The organism is Pseudarthrobacter sp. fls2-241-R2A-127 (genome assembly GCF_030209355.1).
In the GTDB taxonomy this organism is placed as follows: domain Bacteria; phylum Actinomycetota; class Actinomycetes; order Actinomycetales; family Micrococcaceae; genus Arthrobacter.
Genome location: NZ_JARVSF010000021.1, coordinates 15,681 through 35,841, shown reverse-complemented (window position 1 = coordinate 35,841; position 20,161 = coordinate 15,681). Strand labels below are relative to the sequence as shown.

Annotated in this window: 21 protein-coding genes; 13 read left to right on the top strand and 8 right to left on the bottom strand. The window is 65.4% G+C overall.

The features are described 5' to 3' along the window. Positions 1-1,362 (top strand): MFS transporter, encoded by a 1,362-nt coding sequence (locus QRN53_RS14670; protein WP_285244571.1) that lies wholly within the window; start codon positions 1-3, stop codon positions 1,360-1,362. A gap of 66 nt (positions 1,363-1,428) precedes the next feature. On the opposite strand, the gene QRN53_RS14665 is transcribed toward QRN53_RS14670, so the two are convergent. The 4 genes from QRN53_RS14665 to QRN53_RS14650 all read right to left on the bottom strand — a co-directional run bounded on the left by QRN53_RS14665 (position 1,429) and on the right by QRN53_RS14650 (position 5,521). Next, positions 1,429-1,869 (bottom strand): hypothetical protein, encoded by a 441-nt coding sequence (locus QRN53_RS14665; protein WP_285244570.1) that lies wholly within the window; start codon positions 1,867-1,869, stop codon positions 1,429-1,431. Between the two features lie 242 nt (positions 1,870-2,111). Further along, the gene (locus QRN53_RS14660; protein ID WP_285244569.1) at positions 2,112-3,407 is read right to left on the bottom strand and encodes a hemolysin family protein; all 1,296 of its coding nucleotides are present in this window, start codon (positions 3,405-3,407) and stop codon (positions 2,112-2,114) included. 81 nt (positions 3,408-3,488) lie between these two features. Continuing rightward, positions 3,489-4,241: an ArsR/SmtB family transcription factor gene (locus tag QRN53_RS14655; RefSeq protein ID WP_285244568.1), complete on the bottom strand. Its 753-nt coding sequence runs from the start codon at positions 4,239-4,241 to the stop codon at positions 3,489-3,491. Positions 4,242-4,285: 44 nt separating this feature from the next. After that, positions 4,286-5,521, bottom strand: coding sequence for a mechanosensitive ion channel family protein (locus QRN53_RS14650; protein WP_285244567.1), 1,236 nt, complete (start codon positions 5,519-5,521; stop codon positions 4,286-4,288). A gap of 90 nt (positions 5,522-5,611) precedes the next feature. Here QRN53_RS14650 and QRN53_RS14645 point away from each other — a divergent pair, with 90 nt between their 5' ends. Then, entirely contained in the window at positions 5,612-5,947 is a 336-nt protein-coding gene (locus QRN53_RS14645) for a cupin domain-containing protein (RefSeq protein ID WP_285244566.1), read from the top strand. A gap of 82 nt (positions 5,948-6,029) precedes the next feature. Here QRN53_RS14645 and QRN53_RS14640 read toward each other — a convergent pair whose 3' ends face one another. Beyond that, a complete protein-coding gene (locus QRN53_RS14640) occupies positions 6,030-7,283 on the bottom strand; it encodes an MFS transporter (RefSeq protein ID WP_285244565.1) in 1,254 nt (417 codons plus the stop codon). A gap of 270 nt (positions 7,284-7,553) precedes the next feature. Between QRN53_RS14640 and QRN53_RS14635 the strand changes: the two genes are divergently transcribed. The 6 genes from QRN53_RS14635 to QRN53_RS14610 all read left to right on the top strand — a co-directional run bounded on the left by QRN53_RS14635 (position 7,554) and on the right by QRN53_RS14610 (position 10,850). Further along, entirely contained in the window at positions 7,554-8,471 is a 918-nt protein-coding gene (locus QRN53_RS14635) for a 2-hydroxyacid dehydrogenase (protein ID WP_285244564.1), read from the top strand. Positions 8,472-8,502: 31 nt separating this feature from the next. After that, entirely contained in the window at positions 8,503-8,970 is a 468-nt protein-coding gene (locus QRN53_RS14630) for an SRPBCC family protein (protein WP_285244563.1), read from the top strand. A gap of 6 nt (positions 8,971-8,976) precedes the next feature. Continuing rightward, complete coding sequence (locus tag QRN53_RS14625; RefSeq protein WP_285244562.1) at positions 8,977-9,321, top strand: iron chaperone; 345 nt, start codon at positions 8,977-8,979, stop codon at positions 9,319-9,321. A 62-nt stretch (positions 9,322-9,383) separates the two neighbouring features. Beyond that, positions 9,384-9,707: a hypothetical protein gene (locus QRN53_RS14620; protein WP_285244561.1), complete on the top strand. Its 324-nt coding sequence runs from the start codon at positions 9,384-9,386 to the stop codon at positions 9,705-9,707. A 244-nt stretch (positions 9,708-9,951) separates the two neighbouring features. Further along, positions 9,952-10,338, top strand: coding sequence for a VOC family protein (locus QRN53_RS14615; RefSeq protein ID WP_285244560.1), 387 nt, complete (start codon positions 9,952-9,954; stop codon positions 10,336-10,338). A gap of 167 nt (positions 10,339-10,505) precedes the next feature. Then, positions 10,506-10,850, top strand: coding sequence for a cupin domain-containing protein (locus tag QRN53_RS14610; protein WP_285244559.1), 345 nt, complete (start codon positions 10,506-10,508; stop codon positions 10,848-10,850). A 9-nt stretch (positions 10,851-10,859) separates the two neighbouring features. Here QRN53_RS14610 and QRN53_RS14605 read toward each other — a convergent pair whose 3' ends face one another. Beyond that, positions 10,860-12,116 carry an MFS transporter gene (locus QRN53_RS14605; RefSeq protein WP_285244558.1) on the bottom strand — a complete coding sequence of 419 codons (1,257 nt, stop codon included), beginning with the start codon at positions 12,114-12,116 and terminating at the stop codon, positions 10,860-10,862. Continuing rightward, on the bottom strand, positions 12,113-12,574 hold the full coding sequence (locus QRN53_RS14600) for a MarR family winged helix-turn-helix transcriptional regulator (RefSeq protein WP_285244557.1): 462 nt from the start codon (positions 12,572-12,574) through the stop codon (positions 12,113-12,115). Before QRN53_RS14600 ends, QRN53_RS14605 begins: the two co-directional genes overlap by 4 nt. A gap of 276 nt (positions 12,575-12,850) precedes the next feature. On the opposite strand from QRN53_RS14600, the gene QRN53_RS14595 reads away from it, so the two are divergent. Further along, on the top strand, positions 12,851-13,429 hold the full coding sequence (locus QRN53_RS14595; protein ID WP_285244556.1) for an SOUL family heme-binding protein: 579 nt from the start codon (positions 12,851-12,853) through the stop codon (positions 13,427-13,429). Positions 13,430-13,468: 39 nt separating this feature from the next. Here QRN53_RS14595 and QRN53_RS14590 read toward each other — a convergent pair whose 3' ends face one another. Further along, on the bottom strand, positions 13,469-14,164 hold the full coding sequence (locus QRN53_RS14590) for an alpha/beta fold hydrolase (protein WP_285244555.1): 696 nt from the start codon (positions 14,162-14,164) through the stop codon (positions 13,469-13,471). 451 nt (positions 14,165-14,615) lie between these two features. Here QRN53_RS14590 and QRN53_RS14585 point away from each other — a divergent pair, with 451 nt between their 5' ends. The 4 genes from QRN53_RS14585 to QRN53_RS14570 all read left to right on the top strand — a co-directional run bounded on the left by QRN53_RS14585 (position 14,616) and on the right by QRN53_RS14570 (position 20,149). Next, on the top strand, positions 14,616-16,556 hold the full coding sequence (locus QRN53_RS14585) for a beta-galactosidase (RefSeq protein ID WP_285244554.1): 1,941 nt from the start codon (positions 14,616-14,618) through the stop codon (positions 16,554-16,556). Positions 16,557-16,565: 9 nt separating this feature from the next. Then, entirely contained in the window at positions 16,566-17,546 is a 981-nt protein-coding gene (locus tag QRN53_RS14580; RefSeq protein ID WP_285244553.1) for an ABC transporter permease, read from the top strand. Between the two features lie 92 nt (positions 17,547-17,638). Beyond that, positions 17,639-18,508, top strand: coding sequence for a carbohydrate ABC transporter permease (locus tag QRN53_RS14575; protein ID WP_285244587.1), 870 nt, complete (start codon positions 17,639-17,641; stop codon positions 18,506-18,508). 6 nt (positions 18,509-18,514) lie between these two features. Then, complete coding sequence (locus QRN53_RS14570) at positions 18,515-20,149, top strand: ABC transporter substrate-binding protein (protein ID WP_350224175.1); 1,635 nt, start codon at positions 18,515-18,517, stop codon at positions 20,147-20,149. Positions 20,150-20,161 lie beyond the last annotated feature (12 nt).

The window sequence follows — 20,161 nt, the reverse complement described above, 5'->3', positions numbered from 1 at the left end:
GTGAGCAACAACCCACGGACTGCCTTGGCCGTCGCAGGCCTCAGCCTGGGCACGGCACTGAACCCGCTGAACTCCTCCATGATCGCCGTGGCCCTGGTGGTGCTGCGTGCCGATTTTGGGCTCGACGTCGCTGCCGTCACCTGGGTGGTTACGTCCTTCTACCTCGCCTCTGCGGCCGGCCAGCCCGTGATGGGAAGGCTCGCGGACCGGTTTGGGCCACGAAGGATGTTCATGCTTGGCATGGGGCTCGTTGCCCTGACCTGCGCCTTGGCGCCGCTGGCCCCCAATTTTGCCCTGCTCTGCGTGGCCCGGGCGGTCATGGCACTGGGCACCGCCACGGCGTATCCCAGTGCTGTGGTGATGGTGGGCGCGATTGCGCACCGGGCCAAGGTGGACCCGGCCCGGCCGCTGGGCCGGCTCCAAATGGCGAACACGTCGGCTGCTGCCGTGGGTCCCGTCGTCGGGGGTTTACTGGTGGGCTTCGTGGGATGGCAGTCGCTGTTCCTGATCAATGTTCCACTGGCGTTGGTAGCGCTGCTGATAGTGCGACAGGCCGCACCCGCAGACCAGGTCCGGGAGCGCGGCAGCGTGGCGCAGCTGGTGAAGGACTCGGATGTTCCGGGCATTGCCGGGTTTATCGCAGCCCTGTTGTTGGTCATGATGGCCGCGCTGAACGTGGCGCCGGACTACCGCTGGTGGATGCTGGCCGCCGGTACCGCTGTGGCAGCGCTCTTCGCCTGGCGGGAGTTGCGGTTCGCCAAGCCGTTCTTGGACCTGCGGCTACTGGGCCGCAACAGGCCCCTCATGCTGGTGTACCTGGCGTTCGCGGTGTTCAGCAGCGTCTACTACTTCGTTTTTTTCGGCCTGCCGCAGCTCCTGCAGGAGGCGGGCGGCTATGATCCCGGCGTCGTGGGCCTGCTGATGCTGCCCCTTGCCGGGATGTCCGTGGTGGCCACCCCGTGGGCAGTTTCCGCGATGGGAAGGTTCGGTGTGCGCCGGGTGCTGCTCGCCGGCGTCGTCCTCCTGACGCTTGTGGCGGCACTGATGTGGCTGCTGACAGGAACACTGGCCATTCCCCTGGTGTTGGTGCTGACTGCGCTGATGGGGATTCCCTACGGGACGGTCAGCATCGCCTCCAACCAGGGCATGTTCCTCTCCACCCGGCCGCAGGACCGCGGTGTCGCTGCGGGGATCTACCAGACGTGCCGCTACGTGGGCGCGATCACTGCCACGGTGATGATCGGCGTGTTCGCGTCCGGCGGCGTGCACCAGGAAAGCTGGATGCGCATGGTGGTCGCCATGCTGGTGCTCTGCGCGGTGACGTTTGGGATTTCGGTTTTCTGGCGGCAGCCGAAGGCATAGCCAGACCCTTCAGGGAGGGGACGGGCCCCCTGGGACGGGCACGGGGAAGCGTGCCGGGCTGGCCGCTTACGGGCAGTAGTGCGCTTCCCGGTCGTACTGGACTTTGGTCGCGGTCCGGTGGGTGTCCTCCCGTTCCCAGCACTGCCGGGTTGTGTCCGTGGTTTGCTCCAGGTAGTGCTGGCCCGATTCCACAACCTGCCCGTCGCGGACCAGGATGTGCGAGTGCGTTTGGGTGTGAATGGTGTTCAGGAGCGTTCCCCCGTAGGTGACGGTCAGCGTATCGACATAGTTGCTCGAGCTCGAGGTGGACTGAATACCGCTGGGTGTCGAAACCTGGTGGCTGACTGCCGTGCCGGTACGGCATACGGTGTAATAGTGGCCAATCTGGCACTCGTTGAACTTGGTAACGTCTGCGCCGTTGCTGCCGGCGGCCTGTGCGGGGGCCGCGAACAGCGCAGCGCCGAAGGCCAGGGCGGTGCCGATGAGGGCCGTGCGTTTAATGAGCATTGCGATGTGTCCTGCCGGGGTAAGGGGGCACGTGCCCCGTGCCCCGATTCGTGCAGCGGAAACAGCCCCCAGCCCCTCCTGGCCCCTTCGGCCAGCCGCCCCTTAACTGTCGCCGCCGGGCGGTGCTGCCTCCAGTGCCATAGGTCCCTGACGGGAGGACGGAGGAGGATGAAGACGGCGACGCGGTTCGTAAACGGAGCCTTGCGGCGGAATGCGCGTCCCGTCGTCGTACTTTCCAGCCCTCAGCCGGACTGCCCGGCAACAGGAGTGACCCGGATGCGGGCGATCCGCAGCCTGTCCATGCTGAGGACCGTCAGGAGATAGCCAGGAACCTGGACCTTGTCTCCGGCAGAAGGGAGCCGCCCCAACCGGTCCATCATGAAGCCCGCCACCGTTTCGTAATGGCCCTCCGGCAGGGCGATTCCGGAGGCTGCCCTGAACTCTTGCAGGATCAGGCCGCCGTCGACCACGATGCTTCCGTTGGCCACGGTGACGCGGTCTTCGTGCTCGGCGCCGGTGTCGTACTCGTCGTAGATTTCGCCCACGAGTTCTTCCACCAGGTCTTCGAGCGTGACCACGCCGTCCGTGCCGCCGTATTCGTCCACCACCAGGACAATGTGCTGGTTGGTCTTGCGCATCCGGGACAGCGCCGGCAGGACCCTGTTGGTTCCGGGCATGGCCAGGATGGTCCGGGCAATGTCTTGTACCGGCGCCAGGTCCTGAACCTCGTCCCGGGGCATCAGGTCTCGGATATGGACGAAGCCCAGGACGTCGTCGGGGGTCCTGCCAATAACGGGAAACCGGGAATAGGGGCCGTCCCTAAGCATCTCGCGGGCGGCCCCGATGGTTGTTGTCCCGTTGATGAAGGTCACTTCCGTACGGGGCCGCATGACCTCCTGCAGCGTCCGGTCCCCGGCACCGAATACGTCGGCCAGGATGTGGCGGTTGCTTTCCTCCAGGGCCTCGCTTTCCGCCACCATGTCCCACAGCTCCTCCGACGTGATGCTTGCCCGCTTGGCATGCGGGTCGCCGCCGACAAGCCGTACCACCGCGTCGGTGGAGACGGAGAGGAGCCAGATGACCGGCCGCATGACCCTCGAAAGGGCGATCAGCGGCGGGGCCAGGATCCTGGTCAGGGCGACGGGGTTTTGCAGGGCAAGCCTCTTGGGTGCCAGCTCGCCGAAGACCAGGGACAGGTAGGCCACCAGCAGTGTCATGCCAACGAACGACGCCGGCCCGGCGGCGGCCCCGAGTCCAACGGCTTGCAGGAGGGGCACGACGACGGGCGCGATCGCCGAGGCGCCGTACGCCGCGGAGAAAAACCCGGCCAGGGTCACCCCGATTTGGACCGTGGAGAGGAACCGGTTGGGGTTCCGCGCCAGGGCTGCGGTCCGAACCCCGGAGGCGCCGGACTTTTCGATGCGGCGGATCTGGCCCTCGTGCAAGGACACCAGGGCCATTTCCGCTGCCGCGAAGACTCCGCCCAGCAGAACGAAACTTAGAACCAGAGCGATGTTGACCACGGTGCCGCTGTCCATGAGATGACCTTAGACCTGCCGGCGGCGGGGCGTGGCCGCCGGCAGGTCTAAGGCCAGGAGCCGCAGCCGCGCTGCCCGGCCCTACGTGTACATCAGCGAGCCCGGCGTGGTGAGCTTCTCGCCGGTCTCCAGCCAGGTCTTCAGGCCCGAGAGGATCATGGGCCAGCCGCCGTAGAGCTGCTCGTTGGCACCCTCGCGCAGGTCGCTGTGCGTAACGGTGAGGTGGCAGGAATCGCCTACCGGTTCGATTTCCCAAGTGATTTTGGATGTCCCCTCGGCCTTGACGTCCTCGCCCCACAGCGCGCGCATGGTCTGGACCAAGCGGCGCGGCGGGTCAACCTCCAGGTTTTCGCCGTCGCCAAGGATCTGGCCTGCCTTGGGGTTGCCCATTTCGAAGCGGCCGCCTGGAGTCCAGTCGGACTCCAAGGTGTTTCCGAACTGGTACTTGCTGCGGATCTCACTGTCGGTGATGGCTTCCCAGAGCCGTTCCGGCGTGGTCTTGATGTAAATCTCGAAGATCTTTTCCATGGGACTTTCCAATCTGGATTTGAGGTCGCTGAGGGCAGCGGCCCATGGTTCTGCGTATTTGCTGACCCAGCGGTCGTGGACCAGGCGGATGGGGACCGGGTTGAGGAAGTGCAGCTTTTCCCGCCCGCGACGGCGGCTCACCACCAGGCCTGCGTCCTCCAGGATGCGGAGGTGCTTGGCGATCCCGAACCGGCTCATGCTGAACCGCGCCTCAAGCGCACTCAGGGTCTGGCCGTCCTCGCGGAACAGCTCATCGAGCAGGTCCCGGCGGGTGGGGTCGGAGAGCGCTTTGAACACGTTGTCCATGGGACCAATGATAGGTGACTAAATAGTCACCTATCAAGGGTTATTTAGTGATGGGAGGCCAGGTTCCGGTCCCGCTCCTCGAATACCTCCTCGCCCGGCCCAGTGAAGGCGCGGGACCGTTCCACAGCCTCGATGGAGCCGGTGAACAGCTGGGATTCGTGCGGGTCTGCCGGTGCCTGGGCCCCAGCCGTCCCGGACGAGCCCAGCCCGCGCAACGGTGCCTTGCGCCGGGTGGCTGCGCCGGCGTCGTCCGCTGCCTGTTCCCAGCGCTGGTGCGGCAGCGCCTGCGGATGGTTCTGCTGGAGGAACCTGACCATGGTTTCGCGCACCAGGCAGCGCAGGTCGAAGAGCGCCGCACTGTCCGCGGCGCTGACGAGGATCCGGACGCGGACAAAGCCTCCAGTGGCATCCGTGATTTGCAGGACCCCCACGCGCTCGTCCCACAATTCTGTCCCGGCCAGGACCCGGCGCAGCTCGGTGCGCATGTCCTCCACGGGGGCACGCCAGTCCAGATCGAACTCCACGGTGCCCATGACCTCGGACTGGCGGCGGGTCCAGTTCTCGAAGGGGGTGGTGGTGAAGTACGTGGAGGGCAGGATCAGCCGGCGGTCATCCCAAATGTGCACCACAACATATGTGAGCGTGATTTCCTCAATCCGGCCCCACTCCTTCTGCACCACCACCACGTCGTCCACGCGGATGGCATCGGTGAACGCCAGCTGCATGCCGGCGAAGACATTCACCAAGGACGTCTGTGCGGCGAGCCCGGCCACGATGGAAATCACGCCCGCGGACGCCAGGAGCCCCGCGCCGAGCGCCTGGATGGCAGGGAAGGTCAGCATGGCCGTACCGACGGCGAGCACCACCACCAGTGCCACCGCGATCCGGCGGGCCAGGATCATCTGGGTCCGCAGCCGCCGTGCCCGGCGGTTGTCAGCCACGTCCACGCTGTGCCGGGTCAGCACCACGGCCTCCACAATCAACAGGACCGCGATGGCAAGCCATGCGAACGCGCCGATGAGGGCGATCAGCAGGAGATGGTCGACGCCGGCATGCCAGCTTTCGCTTCCTGCGGTCAGTCCCAGCGCAATGCGGACGCCTGCCAGGCACAGTGCCAGCCGCAGCGGCTGGCGGGCCACCCGCGACGTGGCCTGCAGCTCGGGCCGTTTCCGGTTCAGGCGCAGGACCACCTTGCGGAGCAGCCAAGACAGCGTGAGTCCGGCCACCACCGCCAGGGCCATGGCGATGAAAGGCAGGGCAGAGTTCAGGAACGTGAGCATTCCTTAAGCTGTATCAAGCCCGGGGCGCCCCTCCGAAATCGGGGCGGGAAACTCGACCGCAGCGGAAGGAGCGCGGGTAGCCTTGGGCGCATGCAAAAGATATCGATCGACGCGCTGGCACGTCAGCAGCTCGAGGCGGCCGTCACCTCCACCAACGGCCGCGCTGCAGACACCGTGTACGGCGGCCACGAAAAAATCCTCCGGCAGACTGTCATGGCCATGAAAGCCGGAACCCGGCTGAGCGAGCACCAGAACCCCGGCGACGCCACGGTGTTCGTGATCCAGGGCTGCGTCAGCCTCAAAGCCGGCGATGACTCATGGCAGGGCAAATCCGGGGACCTGCTGATTGTCCCGCCCGGACTGCACAGCCTTCACGCCGAAGAAGACTCCACGTTCCTGTTTACGGTGGCCAAGTACCGCGACTGACGCCATCAGGGCGCGGCCGCCGGGCTTCGCCAAGCGGAAGCCCGGCGCGTTGCCCTGCGGCGCATCCGCTCAGTGCCGCGGGTCAGGCAGGGTCCTTGACCTTGTCCTTGACCTTGTCCTTGACCGGCCGGGGTTCCAGCCAGATCCGTTCGCGCATGCCGGGCGGGTAGGCGTACCTTTTCCCGGCAAGGGTGATGACAAACGCCGCCACCACCGGAATGGCTGCCGCGGCCGGAACCAGCAGCGGGCCGCCCACCACCAGTGCCGCAGAACCATACAGGGCACCAATGGTGATGCCCAACTGGATGGTCAGGACCGTGAGTCCGTTGGCGGCCTCGCTGTATTCGCCGCCCGCGCGGAGGATTGCCGACTGGTTGTAGATGCCGATGGCACCCAGGCCGGCTCCCCAGACGGTCATCAGAATCAACGCCAGGATGAGGTTCCCCACTGCGAAAGGCAACAGGAACATCGATGCGGCGATGGCCGCCGTCGTGAGCAGCAGTGAACGGCGGGGGCGCGAATCCACGGTGAGCCCTGCAATCCAGATGCCCAGCAGGCCTGAACCGCCCAGCACCGTGAGCGAGAGGCTGGTGGCGTAATCGGGCAGGTTCGCCTCACGGATGAACGGCGCGATGTAGGTGAACAGGGCAAAGTGGGCCAGGACCAGCAGCGGCCAGGCAACGGCCACCGATTTCACGCCGGGCTGGCCGATGGCCTTCCGGAGGGATGGCCGGGCAGCGTCGCTGATGCGCCGGACGCGGGGGAGCAGCCAGAACGCGAGAACCGTCAGGACCACGCCGAATCCGGCGAGCACCAGGAACGCCGAACGCCAGCCAAGGAAACCGCCCAGCGCCGTTCCCACGGGCGCGCCGATGGCCAGGCCAAGACTGTTGCCGCTGAAGACGATCGCCAGGGCTTTGCCCACTTTGTCCGCCGGCACCACCCGGGAAACGAACGGCGCCATGGTAGTCCAGAGCAGGCCGTGCGCCAGGCCGCCCACCAGCCGCGCAACCATGGCAGCCGAAAAGTCCGGTGCCAGGCCCACCATCGCATTGCTGAGCGCAAACGTCAGGACCAGCCCCACCAGCAGGGCATGCCGCGGAACTTTCCCCAGCAGCCGCGCCGCGGGAACCACCGTGACTACAATGACGGCAGCGTAGGCAGCGGCAAGGTAGCCGGCTACCGGCTCGGAGACACCCAGGCCGGTGCTGATCTGGGGCAGCAGGCCGGACGGGAGGAGCTCTGTGGTGATGGCAGTGAAGGCAATGGTGGCAAGGACCACCATGGCGGCGTAGGGGAAGCGGGCAGGTTCCGGCGCTGGGATCGCGGAAGACATGGCGGAGTGATCCATTCAAGGGAAGGGGGAAGGAATGCGGCTCTGCTCGCCTGAAATTCCTCCCTTAAATCTACCGGACGGAAGGACGTGTCACAGACGTGACACGTCCTTCCGTCCGGGCGGGGCGACCACGCCGAGGCGTCGCCAGGAAAACCGCCTGCAGGTAAGTTTGTAATGGAACTTCAACGCCCGTTGATCAACTTCGGGCCTGGATGCATGGAGCCCCATGAGTACTTGCCCCGCCGCCAACGTCAAGCTGATGGTCGCCGCGTGAGCGCCCGGCTGCGCGTTTGCCTGCCCGCCCAAAACCTGCTGGACGCACTCGCTCCCGTTGACGGCGTCGATTTTGTGCTCTGGGATCTGGCCGGCCCTGCCCCAGAGGGCCGGCTGGACCTGTTGGTGCCGCCCTACATGGGTAATCCGTCCGCGCTCGCCGCGCTGGCGGGGATGGACGTCGGCCTGGTGCAAAGCCAGTCCATCGGGTACGACGGCGTCGCCTCGGTTTTGCCCGAAGGTGTCACCTTCGCCAATGCCGCGGGAGTCCATGAGACGTCCACGGCGGAGCTCGCCGTGGGCATGATGGTGGCGTCCCAGCGCGGGATCCCTGACTTTGTCCGGAACCAGGAGACAGGAACGTGGGACAACAGTCAGCGCCCCAGCCTGGCGGACAGGCGCGTGCTGCTGGTGGGCTACGGCGGTGTGGGCAAGGCCATCGAAGCCAGGCTGCTGCCGTTCGAAACCGAGGTCACCCGGATGGCCAGCTGTGCCCGGGAGGACGGCCGCGGAACCATCCATGGGATCGACTCGCTGTATGAGCAGTTGCCGCTGCACGAGATCGTGGTGGTCAGCGTTCCCTTGAGCCAGCAGACTGAGCGGCTGGTGGACGCCAAGTTCCTGGCCGCCATGCCGGACGGTGCCCTGCTGGTGAACGTGGCCCGCGGGCCGGTGGCAGACACGGACGCCTTGCTCGCCGAGACGTCAACGGGCCGGCTTCGGGCTGCCCTGGACGTGACAGACCCGGAGCCACTGCCGGCGGACCACCCGCTGTGGGGCACTCCCGGGGTACTCATCACTCCCCACGTGGGCGGCGCGAGTTCGGCCATGTTCCCCCGCATGGTACGCCTGGTCAGGAAGCAGATCGGGCTGCTGCATGAGGGCCGTGAACCGGCAAACGTGGTACTCCCTTAACCCGGCGGCGCCGCGGCCCTATGCTGGGCGCATGTCTACTTTCGAAGTCCGCCGCAGCGCCGTCATCCCTGCCTCCGCCGAGGAGATCTTTCCGCTGGTGAACAACTTCCATGAATGGACCGCCTGGTCCCCCTGGGAGTCGGTTGATCCGGGCATGGACCGCCGCTACTTCGGCAGTGAGTCAGGGACCGGCGCGGGCTATGAGTGGAGCGGCAACCGCAAGGCAGGCAGCGGAACCATGGAGATCGTGGAGTCCCTGCCGTCCAGCCGGATCGGCATCCGCTTGCAGTTCACCAAGCCGTTCAAGGCACTGAACCCCACCACGTTTACGTTCACCCCGGCACCCGGCGGCACTGAGGTGACGTGGCTGATGACCGGGGAGAACAAGGGGATGGGAAAGGTCTTCTCGCTGTTCATGAATATGGACAAGCTGGTGGGTGGCGACTTCGAGCGCGGCCTCGGGGCACTCGCCACCGCGGTGTCCGCCCGGAAAGCCTGATGCTCCGTGGGTGCCGTTGACGACGCCCTGGCTGCAGCCGATGAACCGGACCGCAGCTGCCTGCAGCACGTGGTGGAGGTTGCACGGTCCGTGGCTCCGGATGCCACGGAGGGCATGAGCTACGGGATGGCCGCCCTCAAGGTCGACGGAAAGCCGCTGCTAGCTGCCGTGGCCGCAGCCAGGCACCTTTCGATCTTTCCGTTCTCCTCGGCCGTGGTGGAGGCGGTGGCAGGGCGTCTGGAGGGCTATTCGCTGTCCAAAGGAACCATCCGCTTCAGCGCAGCCCGGCCGGTACCGGACGACGTCCTGGCGGACATTGTCCGGCTGCGGCTGGCTGAAATCCGTCGGTAGGGAGGTGGCAGGCAGGACTTATGGACCTGCCTGCCATCTGTAGCTGCGCCTATCCTGAACCCATGGCTGACACCTTCGCGTCCCTCGTTGACACGTTCAAGAACATCGGCGTGGCCCGGGCCTACGGCCCTCCGGTGAACCTTGGCGGGGAGGAGATTGTGCCCGTGGCGCTGGTGTCCTTCGGCTTCGGCGGCGGCATGGAATCGGAGGAAGGCGCTTCCGGCGGAGGCGGCGGTGGATTCGTCCTGCCCCTGGGGGTGTACCGGACAGTCAATGGGAGCCCGGCGTTCCGCCCCAACACCATCGCCGTCCTGGCATGCCTGGTTCCCCTGGTGGCGGTGGCAGGAAGGGCCGCCCGAAGGGCCATTTCCGCCACCCGGAAATAGCCGCCCCACCCCTGGCCTGCCCCCAATAAAAACCCCTATTCCATGCGGGAACGAACAGTTCCATAATGGGCTCGTACACTTCGGGAACCCCGTGCCGGTTGCTTGTGCCATCGCGGATCAGGGAGCTCCAGGTGGCCGCCCCGGCATTCGGCGGGAAGGACGGCCACAAGCCCGGCGGGGGACGGCCGGACTGGTTCGGGGGAGAGCGTCGCCAGCTGGAAATGTGGCAAGGAGAAGAGTCGTCATGCTCAAAGATATGGAAGTCATGGCTGTTTTGCCCGCGAAGGATATCGACCGGGCCAGGGAGTTCTATCGCGACAAGGTGGGGCTCGAGCCCGACCGGACCATGGCTGACGGCGGCCTGGTCTACCGGTGCGGGAAAGGTACATCGTTCCTCGTGTACCAGACTGACAACGCCGGTTCGGCCAAGAACACGCAGATTGGCTGGGGAACCGATGACGTGCAGCGGGACGTGGAAGAGCTCCGCGGCCGCGGCGTGGTGTTCGAAGAGTACGACATGCCCGGCCTGAAGACCGAGAACGGCATCGCAACGATGGAGGGTTACGGCCAATCCGCCTGGTTCCTGGACAGTGAGGGCAACATCCTCAACATCTCCTCGATGCAGTCTTGACAACCGCGGCCTGCGGTTGCAGGCCCGGGAAGAAACTACGACGCCGGCACGTGCCGCCCGCAGCGCCCGCACCCGGGTGCTTGGCAGCGGCAGGACCGGCGCCGTCGTCGTCAGTGGCCAGTTAATTAGTGGTCAGTTCGACGAAGGACCGGAGGGGAGTGGCGCCAGTGGGCGTGAAAGTGGAGCCGCCGGAGTCGAGGGGAGTCTCGGTGGAGTTGCTGGCAACGGTGGACCTTGCCGGCGAAATCGACGGCATGGAAGGCCTGCAGCTGCGGATGCGGATGGTGACCATCGAGCCCGGAGGCGTCTTCGGGCCTCTGCACGGCCATGCCGGCCGGCCCGGTACCGTGTACATCCTGCAGGGCACCATCACTGACCACCGGGACGGGGTTGCCACGGAGTACGGGCCCGGAGTCGGCTGGCCGGAGGACAGGAACACCCTGCACTGGCTTGAAAACCGCGGGTCGGTGCCGGCGGTGGAAGTCTCCGTGGACATCGTCCGCGGGGACTGACCCGGCGCTTCAGACCGCCGGCTCGCGCCTGCCCAGCGCCATCCGGAGCGCGCCACGGAAGGTGATCCCATTCCGCCTGGTCACGGCCACCAGTGCCGCAATACCGGCCAGGAGCACCACGATGCCGCCGGCGGCGACCGACCAGCGGGCACCGAACTGGCTGCCTATCCAGCCGACCAGCGGCGATCCGACCGCCGTCCCGCCTTGCAGGATGGCCAGGTAGAGCGCCAGCACGCGGCCGCGGAACTGCGGCTCCACGGAGAGCTGGATGCTGGTGTTGCAGCTGTTCAGGAAGGTGATGGATGCCAGGCCAACCGGAATCAAGACCGCTGCATAGATCCAGAACGTTGGTGCGATGCTGCCGAGGATCGTGAAGATCCCGAGCCCCAGCGCCCCGCCGAGCAGAAAGCGCAGCCGAGGGCCGGACCGCCGCGCGGCCAGGAGCGCTCCCGCCAGGGTACCCACGGCCATGATGGAGCCCAGCAGGCCGAATTCGCTGGGGCCCATGCTGAACTCGGTGGTGGCCATCAGTGAATTGATGACGGGAAAGTTCATCCCGAACGCGCCCAGGATGCCCACCAGGACCATGATTAGCATCAGGTCCGGCCGCCGGCGCACATATCTGATTCCCTCGGCGACCTGGTGCTTGTTCCGGATACCCTTCGCGGTTGGGGCGGCCTGGGTGATGCGGATCCTGAACAGCGAGACCAGGACTGCGGCAAAGCTCGCGGCGTTCAGCAGGAACACAGGGCCCGTGCCCACCCAGGCGATGAGCACGCCGGCGATGGCCGGGCCTGTGAGCCTGGCAGTGTTGAAGGACGCCGAGTTCAGCGCCACCGCATTGGAAATGTTGTCTTGGCCCACCAGCTCGGACACAAAGGCCTGCCGGGCCGGGGCATCCACGGCGCTGGCCACACCAAGGCAGAACGCAGCCACATAGGCATGCCACAGCTGGGCGGTGCCGGTAACCACCAGCAGGCCGATGGCCAGGCCGGTGAAGCCCATGGCCAACTGGGTCCACATCAGGATGATGCGTTTGCGGTAGCGGTCCGCCAGCACTCCACCGTAAGGGCCGACCAGCAGCATGGGCAGGAACTGCAGGCCGGTGGTGAGGCCCACTGCGGCGCCGGAGTGGTCGGTGAGGACGGTCAAGACCAGCCAGTCCTGAGCCACCCGCTGCATCCAGGTGCCGATGTTGGAGACGATCGCGCCGCTGGCCCAGATGCGGTAGTTGGGGTTCTCGAGGGCCCGGAACATGGCGCTCATTTGCCGCTCATTTCCTGCATGATGCGGGCCGCGCGGCTGAGGATGAGCCGGTCGTCCTCGCTGAGCCCTGCCACGCGCCGGGCCAGCCACGCGGTCCGCTGCCGGCGTGCTTCCTCAAGCACCGTCCTGCCCGCGTCGGTGATGTCCACGCGGACCTGGCGGCCGTCGTCGGGATGGGCGGACCTGGTGACAAAACCCTGGTCGGCGAGGGCGTTGACGATCCTGGTCATGGAAGGAGCCTGTACGTGTTCGCTCTCTGCCAGTGCGCGCAACGTGCTGGGACCGCTGCCGTTGAGCAGGGCCAGGACCGTGTACTGGCCGGGGGTGATGATGTCGCCGGTGGCCTCGACGCGGAGCCGCCGGGAGGTGCGCATCACGGCGGTGCGCAGGTCGATGGCGAGGGTGTCGGGAGCGGTAGGGTCCGCGGTTGGCTGGGGTTTGGTGTGGGCGGGTGACATATAAGCGGGTGCGCCTCCTGCTGGCATTATTTAGCACTGCTAATTAGTTCTGCTAACTATTATGCCGCCCATGGTTGCCCGTGGCAACGGTCCAGCGTGTGGTTTTGCTGACAAGCGCGGGCAGAGCGGGGGCCGCGACGGGCCGCAGAACCGACTAGAACCGCAAATCCACGTAGGCGTCGGCCACGGCCAGCGCCCGGTGACCGGCACCGACGTCCCGGTGGCGAGCCGCGGGTCTGGCCGCTTCGGCGCCGCGGGCGTAGGCTCTGACACACCATGACTGAACAGCAGCCTTTTGAAGTGGTCCGCACATATCCGCACTTCGAGCTGCGCCGGTACCCGGACTATGTGGTGGCCGAGGTCAGGGTCACCGCGGACTTTGACCGTGCCGGCAACGCCGCCTTCCGGTATCTGTTCAACTACATCACCGGGAGCAATACCGCGCGGCAGAAGCTGGCCATGACCGCTCCGGTGATCCAGGAAACGGCCTCCCAAAAACTGGCGATGACGGCGCCCATACTGCAAAGCGGGCCACTGCCGGGGAGGGGTGGCCCGGCCGAATTTGTGGTGGCCTTCGTCCTGCCGGCCGGGCTGACCGTCGAGTCGGCGCCCGTCCCCACCGATTCCAGGGTTACGGTGCGGGGAGTTCCCGGATCCCTGTCGGCTGTCCAGGGGTTCTCAGGCAGCGGCTCCGCTTCTTCTTTCGAGCGCCACAACAACGGATTGCAGGCAGCACTCGCGCTGGCCGGCCTGGCGCCAGTCGGCCCTCCCAGGTTCGCCCGCTTCGACCCGCCCTTCAAGCCTTGGTTCCTGCGCCGCAACGAGGTAGTGCAGGACGTTCGGCAGCCACAATAGCGATCTGCCCGGGGGTGAACCCCTGCAGCCGCCGGCTTCTTATGAGGCGGACTCAAGCCAGGTGTTGATGGCGGCCCGGGCGGCGTCGGGCTGTTCGTGGAAGACCAGGTGCCCGGCGCCGTCCAACACGGTGAAACTGGCTGAGGGCATCGCGGCTGCCATTTCTTCGGCTGCGGCGAGGGGGATCAGGCGGTCCTGCGCTCCGTGGATGATCGCCGTCGGGCAGTCAATGGACGGCAGCAGCGAGCGGAGATCGGCCCGCTGCACCACTGCCTGCTGCTGACGCAGGAAGGCGTCCGCGCCAACCGGGGTGGTCATGGCGCGCCAGGTTGCCAGGAGTGCATCGTCGAGTTCGTTCCCTGCTGCCACCACGCCAGGGAAGGCGGCGTCGATCAATGCGTTGAACTGCCCGTCTTCCACCAGTGCGGACTGGCGGGCCCGCGCTTGGATCTGCTCCGCGGTATCGGCACGGGCGGAGGTGCTGACAAGTGCCAGCGCGGTGACCCGGCCGGGTGCCTGCCTGATGATTTCGAGGGCGACGTACCCGCCCATGCTTGTGCCGAGGACCGCGATATCGCCGATATTCTCGCGGAGGATCCTCTGGGCCATGGCCTCGATGGTGTCGTCGTGGCGCGTGTCAGCCACCGTCACTTGACCCCTGGTCCACGCAGCATCGAGCACGGGTGCATAGGCGAGGGGTGAGCAGAGCAGGGGCGGTATCAGTACTGTCTTCATGGTTCCAGTCTGGCTGCTCCCACTGACATGGATGCGGCGTAGCCGGTCCCACCGGGCCTATCGCCAGCTCCGATAGTTTCTTCATAGTCTGGAAAATCCCGAACCGGACGTACGCCCGGATCATTGGAATTCCCAGGTAAATCTCTCAGGCGTGCCTTTGTTAGCGTTACCATCCGCGGCGCCGCACTCAGGGGAAGTGCGCTCCTACTTTCGCGAACTTGTTGTTATTGCTGAAAGTTTACGATAGTTTCTCTATGTGATGCAGGTCGCACTGGTGGGGAGCCCGCGGCCAACATGCCAACCAAAGGACAATGATGACCAGCGACCAACGCACCCACACTCCTGAACACCGGCTCAAGCGCCTGCATGAGCGGCTTGGCGGTATCGCGTACGGCGGGACTACAACCCGGAACAGTGGCCGCGCGAGGTCTGGGACGAGGACGTCCGCCTCATGAAGGACGCGGGGGTCAACCTGGTCACCCTGGCCGTTTTCTCCTGGAGCCGGCTCGAAACGGCAGATGGCGTCTACGACTTCGGCTGGCTGGACGAGATCATGGACCTGCTCCACGCAAACGGTATCGGCGTGGACCTGGCCACCCCTGACGCCGTCCCGCCCGCGTGGCTGATTGCGCGGCACCCGGACATCCTTCCGGTCCTCGCGGATGGCAGCACCTTCGGCTTTGGCTCCCGCCAGCACTTCGACGTCTCCCACCCCGCCTACCGGGCAAAGTCCCTGGCGATGGCGGAGAAGATGGGGGAGCGGTACGCCGCCCACCCCGCCCTGTGCATGTGGCACGTCAACAACGAGTACGGCCCCGTCTCCTACGGCCCGCACGCGGACCGTGCCTTCCGGGAATGGCTCCAGGCCAAGTACGGCAGCCTCGAGGACCTGAACCGGGCCTGGAGCACGGACGTGTGGGGCCAGGTCTACTCCGACTGGGCCCAAGTCAACGCCCCGGCCCAGCCCCGCACCTGGTCCAACCCATCACGCCGCCTCGACTACCACCGGTTCACCTCGGACAGCATGCTGGCGCACTACAAGGCAGAACGGGACATCCTTCGCCGGCACACGCCGGAGCTGCCGGTCGTCACCAACTTCATGCGCTTCTACAAGAACAACGACTACTGGGCCTGGGCCGCCGAGGAAGACGCCGCCGCGCTGGACATCTACCCTGACCCGCGCGAAGCCGACGCCCACGTTGCCGCCGCACTCAACTTCGACCTGATGCGTTCACTCCGGAAAGGCCAGCCCTGGCTGGTGATGGAACAAGCCACGGCAGCGGTCAGCCAATGGTCAGTCAACGTCTCCAAGCTCCCCGGCAAGATGCGTTTAGGCTCCTACCAGGCGATCGCCCAGGGAGCCGATTCCATCCTCTTCTTCCAGTGGCGCCAGGCCAAGGGCGGCACTGAACGATTCCACTCCGGCATGGTCAACCACGCCGGGCCGGACACCCGGGTTTTCCGCGAGGTCTGCGAACTGGGACGCGAATTGAAGAACCTGTCAGGAATTACCGGCACCCGCTCCACCGCCGCAGTGGCACTCGTTTTCGACTGGGACTGCTGGTGGGCCCTGGAGCTGGGCAACTCGCCCCGCTCCGACCTGAACTACGCCCAGGAAGTCCTCCGCCTGTACCGGCCCTTCTTCGACGCCAACATCACCGTGGACTTCGTGGACACCACCAGCGATCTCAGCCAGTACAGCCTGGTGGTCCTTCCCGCCACCTACCTGCTCACCGATGACGCCGCCCGGCGCCTGGAGGACTATGTCTCCGGCGGCGGCCGCCTGGTGGCAAGCTACCTTTCCGGCATCGTGGACCAGGACAACACCATCCGTCTGGGCGGCTACCCCGGCGCCCTCCGCAACGTCCTGGGCGCGTGGAGCGAGGAGCTGCACCCGCTCGCCGGAGAGGACGAGGCCGTAAAGCTCACAACGGCCGACGGCGGCACGGCCTCAGCGGATTACTGGACCGAACACCTCCACGCCACCACGGCGGACGTGCTGGCCAGCTACGCCTCGGGCAGGCTGGCCGGGTCGCCGGCCGTCACCCGCAACAGTTTCGGCAGCGGAACCGCCGTGTATCTCTCGGCGAGGGTGGACGGCACCTTCCTGGAGGAACTGCTCCACGCCGAACGGACCGCTGCGGGGATCCGCCCCGAGCTGGAGGCGCCGCTGGGAGTCCAGGTCCGGCGTCGTACCGGCAACGGACGCAGCTACCTGCTGGTCCTCAACCACAACGACGCGCCCGCCCGGGTGGACGTCGGCGCTGGCGGCAGGGACGTGCTCAACGGCCCCCGCATCACCGGTGCGGTGGAAGTTGCCGCCAACGGGGTTCTGGTCCTGGAAGAGGCAGCTGCAGAAAACGCCCGCGAACACGCAGAAACCGTCCGGTAGGAGGCAAATATGGCCATGCGATTGGAAGTACCTCCCGAGGCGGTCACCACGAACCCGCCCGGCAGCAAAGACAAACCCCGGAACAAGCCGGGCGGCTGGAAGCTGGCCATCAAGCGCGACTGGCGGCTCTACACGCTGGTGCTGCTGCCGTTGGCCTACTTCGCCATCTTCCGGTACCTGCCCATGGCCGGCAACGTCATCGCGTTCCGGCAGTTCCAGCCGGGCGGCAGCATCTTCGGCGAGAAGTGGGTGGGACTGAAGTACGTCACCCTGTTCATCAACGATCCCAGCTTCTGGCAGGCCTTCCAGAACACCATCATCCTGGGCGTGCTGACGCTCCTCTTCTGCTTCCCCATGCCCATCATCTTCGCGCTGATGCTCAACGAGCTGCGCTCGCAGAAGTTCAAAAAATTCGTCCAGACCGTGGCCTACCTGCCGCACTTCATGTCCGTGGTGATCATCGCCGGCATGATCCTGCAGAACTTCTCCATGACCGGCACGGTGAACCAGATCGCCAACACGGTCTTCGGCACCACGGTGAACTTCACCCAGGACGCTGCCTGGTTCCGGCCCATGTACATCAGCTCCGAAGTGTGGCAGACCATGGGCTGGGGCGCCATCCTGTACCTGGCCGCCCTCACCAAGGTGGACGAGTCACTGTATGAGGCCGCACGGATCGACGGCGCCAACCGGTGGCAGCAGACCTGGCACGTGACCCTCCCGGCCATCCGGCCCACCATCATCACCCTGCTGATCCTGAACATCGGCACCTTCATGGCCGTGGGCTTCGAGAAGATCCTGCTGATCTACAACCCGCTCAACTACCAGACCTCTGACGTCATCTCCACCTACCTGTACCGGGTGGGCCTGGAATCCTCCAACTTCAGCTATGCGGCGGCGATCGGCATGTTCGAATCCGTCATCGGCCTCACGCTGATCCTCTCCGCGAACGCCATCTCCAAACGGCTCGCGGGAACGAGCCTGTGGTGAAAGGGGCCACCGTGAAAGGGACAACCGTGAAGGAAACCGCAGTCCAGGAGGCCACAGCGCCAACGGCGGACACCGGCGTGCTGCTCAAGGACATGAAGGTCTCCCGTGGCATGCGGGTGTTCCGCGTGGCCAACCTCGTGTTCCTCCTGGTGGTGGTCTTCCTGACCATGTATCCGTTCCTGAACATCCTGGCGCAGAGCTTCTCCAGCGAAGGGTTCATCAACGCCGGACAAGTCAACCTGTTCCCGCTGGGGTTCAACACCCAGACCTACCAGCTGATCCTGGCGGACTCGGTGTTTTGGCGGAATTACGGCAACACCGTCCTGTACACGGTGGTGGCCACCGCGATCTCGATGGTCCTGACCACCAGTTTCGCGTACGCCATTGCCAAGAAGGACCTTAAGGGACGCAGCGTGTTCATCGGCATCGCCGTGTTCACCATGTTCTTCAACGGCGGCCTGATCCCCAACTACGTGCTCATCACGTCGCTGGGCATGCGGGACACGCTGTGGGCGGTGGTGCTGCCCAACGCCATCAGCGTCTTCAACCTGCTGATCATGAAGTCGTTCTTCGAGAACATGCCGCGGGAACTGGAGGAGGCGGCCGCCATCGACGGACTCACCCAGTACGGCGTCCTGTTCAAAGTGGTGCTGCCGCTGAGCAAGGCCATCGTGGCCACCATGGTGCTGTTCTACGCCGTGGCCAACTGGAACTCCTGGTTCCAGGCGTTCCTCTACCTGGACAACCCGGACCTGTTCCCGGTGACCATCTACCTCCGCAACATGATTGCCGGTGTCACCACCGCGGGCTCCGCCGGCGGCACGGCCGAGAACGTGGGCCAGATTGCCGCCAACATCCAGTCGGTGACCATCGTGCTCACCATCATTCCCATCCTGTGCGTCTACCCGTTCGTCCAGAAGTACTTCTTTTCGGGCGTCATGCTCGGCTCCGTCAAGGAATAACCCGTTATGAAAGGAAAACCCATGATCCGCAGACGAGACTTCCTCGGCCTGTCCGCGATTGCAGCCTTCGGCCTGGTGTTGGCCGGATGCGACTCAGATTCCGGCAGCAAGGTGGACACCTCAAAGGCCCGCAACGGTGCGATGGACAGTTTCAAGGTGGGGGACACGTTCAAGGCGACGACGCCGCTGAGCTTCACGTTCCTCTTCAGTGACCAGCCCACGTACCCGTACAAGAAGGATTGGCTGCTGTTCACCAAGATGGCCGCCGACAACAACGTCACACTGCAGCCCACCATCGTCCCCAGCAGCGACTACGAACAGAAGCGCAGCCTCCTGATCAGTTCCGGGAGTGCCCCCGAGATCATCGCCAAGACCTACCCCGGCCAGGAGAGTGCCTATGTGTCCTCCGGCGCGGTCCTCCCGGTCAGCGACTACGTGGACCTCATGCCCCATTACCAGGACAAGGTCAAGAAGTGGAAGCTGGAACCTGAAATCGCAGGGCTCACCCAGGAGGACGGAAAGTACTACGTCCTGCCCGGCCTGCACGAGGAACTCTGGCCTGACTACACGCTCGCGTTCCGCACCGATGTCCTGGAAAAGGAAGGCATTGCCGAGCCCAAGAGCTGGGACGAGTTCCGCGAGGTGCTGCGCAAGCTCAAGAAGTCCCACCCCGACGTCGTGCCCTTCTCCGACCGGTTCAACGGCAACAGTGTGCTGAACATTGCCGGCACCGCCTTCGGCACGGTGTCCGGCTGGGGCCTGGTGGACGGCCTGATGTTCGATGACAGCAAGAAGCAATTCGCCTTTGGTTCGGCCAACAGCCAGTTCAAGGACCTGGTCACCTACTTCAACTCGCTGGTGTCCGAGGGCCTGATGGATCCGGAAAGCTTCACCCAGACCGACGATTCAGCCATCCAGAAGTTCACGTCCGGCAAGTCGTTCGTGATCAGCGCCAACTCGCAGAACATCATCACGTACCGAACATCCATGGAGCAGTCCCTGGGCAAGGGCAACTTCGCGGTCCGCAAGATCACGGTCCCGGGCGGCCCCGCAGGGGATCTCATCGGCGGATCGCGGCTGGAGAACGGCATCATGCTGAACTCTTCGGTGAAGGACAAGGACAGCTTCGTGGCGCTGATGCAGTACATCGACTGGCTGTTCTACAGCGACGCCGGCCAGGAGTTCTCCAAGTGGGGCGTGCAGGGCACCACCTACACCAAGGAAGGCAGCAAGCGCGTCCTGGCCAAGGACATCAACTTCCAGGGCCTGAACCCTGCCGGCACCAAGGACCTCCGCGTGGACTACGGCTTCTCCGGCGGAAACTTCTCCTACGGCGGCACCACAGACCTGCTGCAATCCACCTTCAATGACGAGGAACTGGCCTTCCAAAAGGCCATGAAGAGCAAGACGCCCAAGCCGGTGGCGCCGCCGGTGCCGTTCAGTGACGCGGACCGTGAACAGGCCACGCTGGTGCTTACGCCGCTTAAGGACCACGTCAAGCAGAACACCCTGAAGTTCATCACCGGCCAGCGGCCCCTCTCCGAGTTCGACGCCTACGTCAAGGAACTGGACAGCAAGGGGATGGGCAAGTATGTAGATTTGGCCAACAAGGCGTACAAGGCTTACGCGGACAAGAAGTAGGGCGGACGACGG

Bases quoted from the DNA above. Each gene is read 5' to 3' on its own strand.
- QRN53_RS14620 (WP_285244561.1), top strand. From the start codon at position 9,384: ATGGCTGACACCTTCGCGTCCCTCGTTGACACGTTCAAGAACATCGGC.
- QRN53_RS14665 (WP_285244570.1), bottom strand. From the start codon at position 1,869: ATGCTCATTAAACGCACGGCCCTCATCGGCACCGCCCTGGCCTTCGGC.
- QRN53_RS14575 (WP_285244587.1), top strand. From the start codon at position 17,639: ATGAAGGTCTCCCGTGGCATGCGGGTGTTCCGCGTGGCCAACCTCGTG.
- QRN53_RS14615 (WP_285244560.1), top strand. From the start codon at position 9,952: ATGCTCAAAGATATGGAAGTCATGGCTGTTTTGCCCGCGAAGGATATC.
- QRN53_RS14660 (WP_285244569.1), bottom strand. From the start codon at position 3,407: ATGGACAGCGGCACCGTGGTCAACATCGCTCTGGTTCTAAGTTTCGTT.
- QRN53_RS14585 (WP_285244554.1), top strand. From the start codon at position 14,616: ATGAAGGACGCGGGGGTCAACCTGGTCACCCTGGCCGTTTTCTCCTGG.
- QRN53_RS14630 (WP_285244563.1), top strand. From the start codon at position 8,503: ATGTCTACTTTCGAAGTCCGCCGCAGCGCCGTCATCCCTGCCTCCGCC.
- QRN53_RS14600 (WP_285244557.1), bottom strand. From the start codon at position 12,574: ATGTCACCCGCCCACACCAAACCCCAGCCAACCGCGGACCCTACCGCT.
- QRN53_RS14580 (WP_285244553.1), top strand. From the start codon at position 16,566: ATGGCCATGCGATTGGAAGTACCTCCCGAGGCGGTCACCACGAACCCG.
- QRN53_RS14655 (WP_285244568.1), bottom strand. From the start codon at position 4,241: ATGGACAACGTGTTCAAAGCGCTCTCCGACCCCACCCGCCGGGACCTG.
- QRN53_RS14570 (WP_350224175.1), top strand. From the start codon at position 18,515: ATGAAAGGAAAACCCATGATCCGCAGACGAGACTTCCTCGGCCTGTCC.
- QRN53_RS14650 (WP_285244567.1), bottom strand. From the start codon at position 5,521: ATGCTCACGTTCCTGAACTCTGCCCTGCCTTTCATCGCCATGGCCCTG.
- QRN53_RS14590 (WP_285244555.1), bottom strand. From the start codon at position 14,164: ATGAAGACAGTACTGATACCGCCCCTGCTCTGCTCACCCCTCGCCTAT.
- QRN53_RS14640 (WP_285244565.1), bottom strand. From the start codon at position 7,283: ATGTCTTCCGCGATCCCAGCGCCGGAACCTGCCCGCTTCCCCTACGCC.
- QRN53_RS14605 (WP_285244558.1), bottom strand. From the start codon at position 12,116: ATGAGCGCCATGTTCCGGGCCCTCGAGAACCCCAACTACCGCATCTGG.
- QRN53_RS14645 (WP_285244566.1), top strand. From the start codon at position 5,612: ATGCAAAAGATATCGATCGACGCGCTGGCACGTCAGCAGCTCGAGGCG.
- QRN53_RS14595 (WP_285244556.1), top strand. From the start codon at position 12,851: ATGACTGAACAGCAGCCTTTTGAAGTGGTCCGCACATATCCGCACTTC.